This is a genomic window from Methylophaga lonarensis MPL, assembly GCF_000349205.1.
Classification (GTDB): Bacteria; Pseudomonadota; Gammaproteobacteria; order Nitrosococcales; family Methylophagaceae; genus Methylophaga; species Methylophaga lonarensis.
On the sequence record NZ_APHR01000030.1, the window covers coordinates 1 to 9688 of the forward strand.

Annotated in this window: 12 protein-coding genes; 5 read left to right on the top strand and 7 right to left on the bottom strand. The window is 51.4% G+C overall.

Translation table 11 applies throughout. From position 1 onward, the window contains the following. The 4 genes from MPL1_RS06020 to MPL1_RS06030 all read right to left on the bottom strand — a co-directional run. Window positions 1-733: DUF1538 domain-containing protein (locus MPL1_RS06020; protein ID WP_009726235.1), on the bottom strand; the 733-nt coding region annotated here is incomplete at its 3' end. A 73-nt stretch (window positions 734-806) separates the two neighbouring features. Further along, window positions 807-1880 (bottom strand): DUF484 family protein, encoded by a 1074-nt coding sequence (locus tag MPL1_RS06025; protein WP_009726236.1) that lies wholly within the window; start codon window positions 1878-1880, stop codon window positions 807-809. A gap of 35 nt (window positions 1881-1915) precedes the next feature. Beyond that, a complete protein-coding gene (locus MPL1_RS14450; protein WP_407635248.1) occupies window positions 1916-2041 on the bottom strand; it encodes a ComF family protein in 126 nt (41 codons plus the stop codon). Next, window positions 2038-2646, bottom strand: a complete 609-nt coding sequence (locus MPL1_RS06030; RefSeq protein ID WP_009726237.1) for a ComF family protein — start codon at window positions 2644-2646, stop codon at window positions 2038-2040. Before MPL1_RS06030 ends, MPL1_RS14450 begins: the two co-directional genes overlap by 4 nt. A gap of 33 nt (window positions 2647-2679) precedes the next feature. Between MPL1_RS06030 and bioB the strand changes: the two genes are divergently transcribed. The 5 genes from bioB to bioD are packed head-to-tail and all read left to right on the top strand — an operon-like array spanning window position 2680 to window position 7190. After that, window positions 2680-3690, top strand: a complete 1011-nt coding sequence (gene bioB / locus MPL1_RS06035; RefSeq protein ID WP_009726238.1) for a biotin synthase BioB — start codon at window positions 2680-2682, stop codon at window positions 3688-3690. Then, window positions 3662-4873, top strand: a complete 1212-nt coding sequence (gene bioF, locus MPL1_RS06040) for an 8-amino-7-oxononanoate synthase (RefSeq protein WP_009726239.1) — start codon at window positions 3662-3664, stop codon at window positions 4871-4873. Before bioB ends, bioF begins: the two co-directional genes overlap by 29 nt. After that, a complete protein-coding gene (gene bioH / locus MPL1_RS06045; RefSeq protein ID WP_009726240.1) occupies window positions 4863-5624 on the top strand; it encodes a pimeloyl-ACP methyl ester esterase BioH in 762 nt (253 codons plus the stop codon). Before bioF ends, bioH begins: the two co-directional genes overlap by 11 nt. Further along, window positions 5617-6513, top strand: coding sequence for a malonyl-ACP O-methyltransferase BioC (gene bioC / locus MPL1_RS06050; RefSeq protein ID WP_009726241.1), 897 nt, complete (start codon window positions 5617-5619; stop codon window positions 6511-6513). The genes bioH and bioC overlap by 8 nt, the downstream gene beginning before the upstream one ends. Continuing rightward, window positions 6510-7190 carry a dethiobiotin synthase gene (gene bioD / locus MPL1_RS06055; RefSeq protein ID WP_009726242.1) on the top strand — a complete coding sequence of 227 codons (681 nt, stop codon included), beginning with the start codon at window positions 6510-6512 and terminating at the stop codon, window positions 7188-7190. The genes bioC and bioD overlap by 4 nt, the downstream gene beginning before the upstream one ends. Here the strand turns inward: bioD and MPL1_RS06060 are convergent. The 3 genes from MPL1_RS06060 to MPL1_RS06070 are packed head-to-tail and all read right to left on the bottom strand — an operon-like array spanning window position 7187 to window position 9686. Next, window positions 7187-7861, bottom strand: a complete 675-nt coding sequence (locus tag MPL1_RS06060) for a glutathione S-transferase (protein WP_009726243.1) — start codon at window positions 7859-7861, stop codon at window positions 7187-7189. The genes bioD and MPL1_RS06060 overlap by 4 nt on opposite strands. Window positions 7862-7866: 5 nt before the next feature. Continuing rightward, complete coding sequence (locus MPL1_RS06065) at window positions 7867-8445, bottom strand: PilZ domain-containing protein (protein ID WP_009726244.1); 579 nt, start codon at window positions 8443-8445, stop codon at window positions 7867-7869. After that, complete coding sequence (locus MPL1_RS06070; RefSeq protein WP_009726245.1) at window positions 8442-9686, bottom strand: PhoH family protein; 1245 nt, start codon at window positions 9684-9686, stop codon at window positions 8442-8444. The genes MPL1_RS06065 and MPL1_RS06070 overlap by 4 nt, the downstream gene beginning before the upstream one ends. Window positions 9687-9688: the final 2 nt, after the last annotated feature.

Below are 9688 nucleotides of genomic sequence, written 5' to 3' on the forward strand. Positions count from 1 at the left end.
TCAGGGCATCAGGATCAGGTTCAGCGCCCGAAAACACCAGAATTCCGTAGAGTTGCACACTGATCATCGGCACCATCACAGCCAGCGCCACCAGTCCAAAACCATCCGTGAGTGGATTACGGCCACGAATAGATGCGGCAAGACCGATGCCAAGTGCGGCAATCAAGGGCACGGTGACAATATTGGTGGTAACACCGCCGGAATCATAAGCAAGACCGACGATTTCTTCCGGTGCAAAATAGGTAATGACCACAACACTGATATAGCCAATGATCATGAACCAATGCAGCGGGTAGCCAAAAATGGTTCGAAACACACCCAAAGCAACCACCAGTCCAACGGATACGGCGACCAGTAACCTCAAGGTCAGTGCATCAATGCGTCCTTCACTGATTTGTTGTGCCTGTTCAGCAACGGCTATCAGGGCCGGTTCAGCCACCACAGCAGAAAAACCAAGCGCAAAACCAAAGCTAAGCAAAATAGGAATGGAGCCACGTTTGGCGAACTGGTTGGAAAGACTTTTGCCGACTGGGAAAATACTTAATTCGAGACCCTGCAGAAACAGTGCAACGCCGATAGCCACGATAAGCAGGCCGATTGCCATGCTCAGGCTGTTATCGGGCATCTGTTGAAGAATCACTGACTGGAAAAAGACTACGACGATAATAATCGGCAGCAGATTTTTCAGCGCATGCACAAAGGCATGCATGAAGTCTTTAAGGTACGGCCCCATGCTCTTCCAGATTGAGTGACTCAGTGTGAATTGATTCTACGCATCACGACATATAGCGACAAGCTCAGCCCGATCAGCTCGTGCCATGCAGTCTGACCTTGTTTCGTCCCGCCAGTTTGGCGGCATAGACCGCCTGATCGGCTGCCTGAAGTAATTGTCGGGTATTTTTGATGGAATTTGTGTCAGACAGCGTTGCCAGTCCAATGGATAAGGTTTGTTTCAGGCGAATGCCATGGCCAACCTCAAATTCGGTGGCTTCGATGGACTCACGAATGCGATTGGCAATATCGGAGGCCGCGGACTGCGTGGTATCAGCTAACAGTGCCACAAACTCTTCCCCGCCGTAACGAGCAATGACATCACAGCTTCGCATGCTGTCATTGAGTATTTCAGCCACTTGCTTGAGCAGAATATCGCCAGCCTGATGTCCGTGTTGATCATTGACTCGCTTGAAATGGTCCAGATCAATAAACAGGCAGCTGAGTGGACTTTGAGTTCGAAGTGCACGGCTGACTTCTTCTTCAACCCGTTGATCAAAAAATCGGCGGTTGTTGACACCGGTAAGCGGATCTCTCAGGCCAACCAGCTTGATATGTTCATGCAAACGAGCATTTTCCAGACAGGCGGAGACTACCGCTGCCAGGTGTTGCAAAAACTGAGTACCAATATTTGCCTGAAAGCGTTCGGCTTTGCGGCTGCCCAGATTAAGGCTGCCAATCAGACGCTGCTGACGGACTAACGGCAACAGGGCGACAGAGCGAAGATTGGAATGGCCGGGGAACAAAATCTGATGCTGGAAAGGAGAGAAAGCGGTGAGTCTGGGCCGTTGTTGCAGGCTGAAGTACTGGGCAATGGTGTGATGGTTGTCAGTAAACAGCAGACGTTTTGGCCATCCGGGAATATTCGGGCTGGCTTCAATCAGCCTCTGAAATTCATATTCCGGGTCAAGCAGTAACAGGGTAACTTCAGTCAACTGAAAGCGGACTTTGTGTTCTTCCAGAATCAGCGCCAGCAGTTCGCCAAGTCCATTGCTGTTGAGCAAGCTCAGCTCGTATTTCTGAAAGTTCTCCTGTTTACGCTCATTGCTTTTGGCAATGCGAATGAGTGCATCCAGGCGAGCTTGAAGTGTCGCGGCATCTTGTTGCATCAAACAGCCTTGTCAGCTGGTCCGTTGTTGTCGGGTCAATAATGGCTTATGGCGCGGGCGATTGTCCATACTTCTATCCGCTGGCAGCCCGCTTTTTGCAATGTTGCGGCGGCTTCCCTCACCGTACAGCCACTGGTCAGTACATCATCAATCAGAATCACGCTGTCTGGCGGCGGACCGTTGCAGCTGAATGCATTTCGGATATTTTGTCGGCGCGCTTGGCAGTTAACTGGCTCTGTGCCGGCGTATTGCGACTGCGAACCAGGCAGTGGGGATTGAGCGGTAATGACAAGTGATGAGATAGTCGTTTGGCGATTTCCTGCGATTGGTTAAAGCCTCGAAGGCGGATTTTGATCGGATGTAGTGGCACAGGCACCAGCGTTGCCAGAGGATAATCATGCTGTACTTTTTTCGCCAGTAAATCAGCAAACAGCGAGGCAAAACCCAGATGTCGGTGATACTTGAACGCGCTGATACACCGATCAACTGGTTCCTGGTAAGTGAACAGACTGATGCTTTTTTGTTGAGGCGGTGGATTTTTCAGGCAATCACCGCAGATAGTGTCGCTTTGCATCGGAATCGCACACAGCGGACATTGATGTGAAATTTCCGGCAAATCCGCCATACAATCCGGACACAGCGGGCCATCGGCAGTTTCAACACCACAGAGGAAGCAGGGTACAGGCAGTAGTTTGTTGTATAATCTCGGCACAAGATGCGCCAATTGCCGAACAACGCTGTCGGAACGCAAGTGTTTGGCCATCATGCTTTAATCCATTAAAACTGATGAAGAGCTCTTATGACCCAGACTATAGCAGAACCAAACGCTCCGATCCGTCACGATTGGCAGCTTGATGAAATCGCAGCCTTGTTTGATTTGCCTTTTAATGACCTGCTGTTTCGTGCCCAAACAGTTCATCGTCAGCATTTTGATGCAAATTCAGTGCAGATCAGCACCTTGCTGAGTATTAAAACCGGTGGTTGTGCCGAAGACTGCGGTTATTGTCCACAAAGTGCTCATCATCCTTCTGCGGTGAAGGCAGAACCGTTAATGCCGCTTGATAAAGTGCTCGAATCTGCCAGCCAGGCCAAGGCAACTGGCGCCAGTCGTTTTTGCATGGGCGCTGCCTGGCGAAACCTGAAAGATCGTGACCTGGAAAGAGTTGCGGCAATGGTTGAAGGGGTCAAGGACCTGGGACTGGAAACCTGTGTCACACTGGGCATGCTCGAGCAACATCAAGCCAAACGCCTGAAAGAGGCTGGCCTTGATTATTACAACCACAATCTGGACACATCGCCTGAGTTTTACGGCGATATTATCAGTACCCGCACCTATCAGGATCGCCTGGATACTCTGAGCCATGTTCGTGAAGCGGGCATTCATGTCTGTAGTGGCGGTATTGTTGGCATGGGCGAAGGCCGAAATGATCGTGCGGGACTGCTTGCCAGTCTGGCCAACTTGCCGAGTCATCCCGAAAGTGTGCCAATCAATCTGCTGGTTCAAGTTGAAGGTACGCCGCTGGATGGCATTCAAGCACTGGATCCGTTTGAGTTTGTCCGCACCATCGCCGTGGCACGCATCATGATGCCAAAATCTTTTGTTCGCCTGTCTGCAGGCCGCGAAAACATGAGCGATGAATTACAGGCCATGGCTTTTCTGGCGGGTGCCAACTCGATTTTTTACGGTGAAAAACTGCTCACCACAGATAACCCTGATACAGATCACGATCAGCAGTTGTTTGCCCGTCTGGGAATCACGCCACTGCAAGTCAACAATGTGAGTGAGCAAAACTGCTCTTCTGCCGCCTGAACCTCAGGTGGCTCAGCTCCCCTGGCACAAGCAGCTGCAACAATCCCTGCAACAACGTCGTGATGCCGGTCTCTACCGGCAAACCCGACAACGGCAGGGTGAGCAATCGGTCGAAGTCGTGGTGGACGGACAATCGTTTTTGTCTTTCACCAGCAATGATTATCTCGGTCTTGCCAGCCATCCCGATGTTCGTGCTGCCTTTATCAAAGTCGCCTCGGAAGAAGGGGTGGGCAGTGGTGCCGCACACCTTTTAACCGGGCACAGTGTTCATCATCAACATCTGGAAGAACAGCTTGCAGTGTTTTGTCAGCAAGAAGCGGTATTGCTGTTTTCAACAGGCTATATGGCCAATATCGGCGTGATAGACGCACTAACTGGCCGCAATGATGTCGTGATTCAGGACAAGCTTAATCATGCTTCCTTGTTGGATGGTGGGCGGCTTTCTGAAGCCAGACAGTGGCGTTATGCGCACAATGACATGCAACAGCTGCACAGGCGCTTACATCAGACCAGCGATGCCGGGCAGCGCCTGATTGTCAGTGATGGTGTTTTCAGTATGGATGGTGATCTGGCGCCCTTGCCTGAGATCATGGCGCTGGCGCAACAACATCGCACGGCGGTGTTGATTGATGATGCACATGCCATCGGTGTTTTGGGTTCGCAGGGTCGAGGCAGTGTGGAACACTGGCAGCTCGAACCAGCCAGTTACCCGATTGTTGTCGGGACTTTTGGCAAGGCTTTTGGAACAGCGGGTGCCTTTGTGGCAGCCGATGAGGTGGTCATCGAAACGCTCAGACAACATGCACGAAGTTATGTTTATACCACAGCTCAGCCAGCGGCCATTGCGGCGGCGACTTCTGTGAGTTTGCGGTTGTTGCAAGCGGAATCATGGCGACGAGAAAAGCTTCAGGCTTTGATTGAGCAATTCCGGCGCGGTGCAGAACAACTGGGTTTGCCGTTAATGGACTCACAAACCGCAATTCAGCCGGTGTTGATGGACAATGAGCATCAGGCGCTGGCGGTTGGGCAATCGCTGGAACAGCAGGGCATTCTTGTCGGAGTGATTCGGCCACCGACGGTCCCGGCTGGATCTGCCCGTTTGCGGATCACTTTTTCTGCTCTGCATCAGTCTGAACATGTTGATCGTCTGTTGTCGGCACTGGAGCAGGCCTGTGCACATTGAGTCGCTTGGTCATGGCCCCGATCTGGTGTTACTGCATGGCTGGAGCATGCATAGTGGCATCTGGCAGCCATTGATTGAGCCGTTGCAGCAGCAATTCAGAGTACATTTGGTCGACTTGCCTGGACATGGACTGAGCCAGTGGCAGGCGCAAGATCTGCAACTTGATGCCGTGGTTGATCAGCTGGCAGAGGGACTGAGTTTTCCGGCCATTTGGCTGGGCTGGTCAATGGGGGGCCTGATTGCTTTGCGGCTGGCACAGCGCTATCCGACACAAGTGCAGCGCCTGATATTGATGGCGGCCACACCCCAGTTTGTGCAAACAAAAGACTGGACGACCGCGATGCCTGCCGAGGTGTTTCAGTCTTTTGCCAGCAAACTGGGTGACAATATATCGGCGACCTTGCAGCAATTTTTGCTGATTCAGGCCAAAGGCGCAGTGCATGCCCGACAACAGATTCGGCAGATTGCAGAAGATCTGGCGGCAGGACCGACACCACAAACCGGTGCCTTAAGAGAAGGTTTAGATTTGCTGTTAAACGAAAACATGCGCCCGGCCGTGCAGCAATTGCACTGTCCTTTGCAATGGATTCTGGGCAGTCGCGACAGTCTGATTCCAATCGCTGTTAAGGAACCGCTTCGGGCATTAAACCCTGCGGCTACTGTGCATGAGATAGACGGCGCGGGGCATGCGCCATTTGTATCTCATAGTGCAGTGTGCCTGCAGTTGATAGAGCAGTTTTGTCATGACTGATAGTCAAAGACCCCAAAAATCAGATGTTGCCAAGTCGTTTGCTGCCGCAGCCCACGACTATGATGATGTGGCGGTGTTACAAAGACAAACCGCTGATGAATTGCTGGACCGATTGTCTCTGGTCAATATTCAACCCCAAACAGTGCTGGATCTGGGCTGTGGCACCGGCAGGAATCTGAGCTTTTTGGCACAGCGTTATCCCGATGCTCAATTGTTGGCAATGGATATCGCCCCGGCAATGCTCGTCAGGGCGCGAAATAATTGGCAGCAACATCTTGGCTTTAAACGCTGGTTGCCTGGCGCATCTCGTCCGCTATTTATTGGCGCAGATGCCGAGCGCCTGCCCTTGCCGGATCAGTCGGTAGACTTGGTGTTTGCCAATCTGGCATTGCAATGGTGCGATGTGGCAAGCGTGTTTGCTGAACTTAGACGAGTGCTCAAACCCGAGGGCTTGCTGAGCTTTACAACGCTTGGTCCAGACACCTTAAAAGAGTTGCGAACTGCCTGGGCGGCGGTTGATAAATATCCGCACATCAATGTTTTTTTGGACATGCATGATGTGGGCAGCGCCATGTCAACGGCGGGTTTTGAAGATATTGTGCTGGATGTTGAGCATCAACAACTTGGCTATGCTACCGCCATGCAAATGATGCGAGATCTGAAATTGCTCGGTGCCAGCAATATGAATCCGGGACGACGCAAAAGTCTCACCGGCAAACAGCGGCTACAGCAAGTCATCCATGAGTGTGAACAGTTTCGGATCAATGGTCAGTTACCCGCCAGTTATGAGGTGATTTATGGACATGCTTTTGCAGGCACCTCATCTGGACGCTTTCTGGGCACCGGTTCTGAGGTATTGATTGCCGTTGAGGATATTGGCAGGCGATGAAAAAGTTAACGGGTGTGTTTATCACGGGCACCGACACCGAAGTTGGTAAAACCCGAATCAGTGTTGGCCTGGTAGCGGCATTACAGCAACAGGGCCTATCGGTTGCGGTGATGAAACCTGTCGCCAGTGGTTGTGAGCAAACAGTGGATGGCTTGCGTAACGAAGATGCACTGGTGCTGATGCAGCAAGCTGATGTCAAAATGCCCTACGATGTCATCAACCCTTTTGCGTTTGAACCGGCAATAGCGCCACATCTGGCGGCTATTGAACAGGCGGTTTCGATTGATATGTCAGTGATCCAAGACAACTTCCAAAAACTGGCTGATAAAGCCGACTGTGTAGTGGTTGAGGGCGCAGGTGGTTGGCTGGTGCCGATGGATGCACAGCAGACGCTGGCAGATTTGGCCGTCAGGCTGGAATTGCCCGTCATCATGGTGGTCTCGATCAAACTTGGCTGTATCAATCACGCATTGCTGACGGTTCAGGCGATCAAACATGCGGGATTACCCTTGCTCGGCTGGGTCGCCAACTGCATCGAGCCATCAGCTCAGCAGAATGAAATCATCGAGTCATTAACAAGCCGTATTGAAGCACCTTGTCTTGGTGTGGTTCCCAGACTGCCCGAAGCTGAATCGGCTAGCGATTACCTGGACGTCAGCAGTCTGTTATCTGGTTAGAAATCTGATGGAAACAGGCGCGGGCTATCGCCGGGCTGCCACTGCGGCAGTTTGACCATCATGGTCTCAAACTGCGGGCTGTAAATGATGCTTTCCAGCCAGTCCTTGACCGCAGGAAAAGGGTTTTGTTGAAAAAACCATTGGCTATCGACCATGGCAAACTGTCTGATAAAAGGTGCGATGGCCATGTCTGCATAGCTGATTTGCTGCCCGATAAGTCCTGAATGCTGCTGCAACTGCGTTTCCAGTTCGGCCAAAAACAAGCAGGCTTGTTTTCGATAGAAAGCGGCATCCTGTTCTGGATAACGATCAGCATATTTATATCTATCCAGATAATATTTAAAGCTGCTGTCATTTTCAGCGATCAGGCGTTTGGCCTTGTTTAGTTGTTCAGCGCTGAGTCCTTGGTACCAGCCTTGGGGATCATTGGCTGACAGCGCCCACAACATGATGTCCAGACTTTCATCAATGACGTGTCCTTGAGCGGTGATCAGCACAGGCACAGTGGCTTTGGCTGAGGCGGCTAGCATGCAAGCCGGTTTGTCTTTCAGCACTATTTCGCGGATTTCGACTTGCTTGCCACTGGCGACAATCGCCAGTCGTGCTCGCATCGCATAGGGGCAGCGGCGAAAACTATAGAGAATGTCTTGCGTTACAGCTTCATGTGTCATCAAACTCAAACGCTGCTTTTTTGCGTCCTTAGAATTTCTGCCTGACGGCTCAGCGTGTGGCGAACCAGTGTGTTGCGATCTTCTTCGGTCATTTCAGTAAAAGCCATACGCAGCAGATAAGCAGGTTCTTCTTTCTGTTCGCTGATAGTTTTGCAGCTGATGACTTTGGCTTGCAGGTAGATGGTCACCATTGAGGGCAAGAGTTGCAGGTTGACTCTGAGTGATGTCTTGGCAGGGTACTCCTGACTATCGATAACCGACATCCCGCCGGCGCTGAGATTAACTTCACGCGCCTTGCTCATATCGGCGGGAGCCATTTTGGCTTCCAGCCGTTGAGTGAGCAGGTTGAGCTTTTCATCCATCAGTCGCAAGGCACGGCCAATTTCACGATCCTGATGATTAATTTTTTCGATCAGATGGCCCAGCGCTGTCTGAATCGTGTTTAACTGGGCTCGCTGTTGTTGATCGCCTGCGGGCATTGCCGGTTGTTCAGTCCCCGACTCTTGCGAAAAATCAACAATCACGGTGTCATTGATTCTGAAAAATGCCCGTCGTTCGGCACCGGTCAGATTATTCAGGTTCATAGGTTCTCCGATGCAAAATCTGCAAGACGTGAGCGTTCACCACGCAACAAGGTGATGTGCCCACTATGCGGCCAGTTCTTGAAGTGATCAACCACATAGGTCAAGCCCGAGGTGGTTTCACTCAAATAGGGGGTATCAATTTGCGAGATATTCCCCAAACAGACAATCTTAGTGCCTGGGCCGGCGCGGGTGATTAAGGTTTTCATCTGTTTGGAGGTCAGGTTTTGCGCTTCATCGATGATGATGAAGCGGTTGAGGAAAGTTCGACCCCGCATAAAATTGAGCGAGCGGATTTTAATCCAGCGTTGTAACAAATCATTGGTTGCTTGTCGGCCCCAGTCACCGCCCTCGGTTTTGTTGAGTACTTCGAGGTTGTCCATCAATGCGCCCATCCAGGGTGTCATTTTTTCTTCTTCTGTACCGGGCAGAAAACCAATGTCCTCGCCAACTGGGACCGTCACACGCGTCATCACAATCTCGCTGTAACGCTTGTGTTCTACTGCTTGTGTCAGGGCTGCTGCCAGTGTCAGCAGGGTTTTACCTGTACCTGCCTGTCCCAGCAAAGTAACAAAGTCGACATCCGGATCCATCAACAGGTTGAAGGCAAAGTTTTGTTCGCGGTTGCGGGCTTTGATGCCCCAAACAGCATGATTGTCACGTCGGAAATCTCGAACCAGTTCAATGTGGGCATTACGCTCAGATTTTTCGCGAACTACCGCTTCGATAGTCCGTTCATCCTGGCCCGAATAGATCAATTGATTGGGATACCACTCATTAACAATATCGCCTTCAACTTCATAGTAAGTGCGGCCGTCTTCTGTCCAGGACTCCAGCTTGTTCAGATCGTCCCAGAAACCCTCTGGCAGCTCACTGGCACCGCGATACAGCAGATCTACATCGTCAAGCACTTTGTCGTTGTAATAGTCTTCAGCGCAGATACCGAGAACGGTGGCTTTGATTCTGAGATTAATGTCTTTGGAAACCAGCACTACACTGGTGTCGGTTTGGGTCTGTTGCAGGTGAATGGCGACGGATAAAATCGAGTTGTCGCCGGAATGCCCCGGTAGTTCCTTGGGCAATTCATGCGGAATTTGTGCAGTCTGAAAAAACAGGCGACCACTGGCATCGGGCATGTTCTCGCTGGTAACACTAGGCAGGGGGATACCATCGGTGATGGCATCATTATCAGGAGCCTGTAACAGCAGATCATCAAGGAAGCGACTCACCWSATTGCGCGACACCT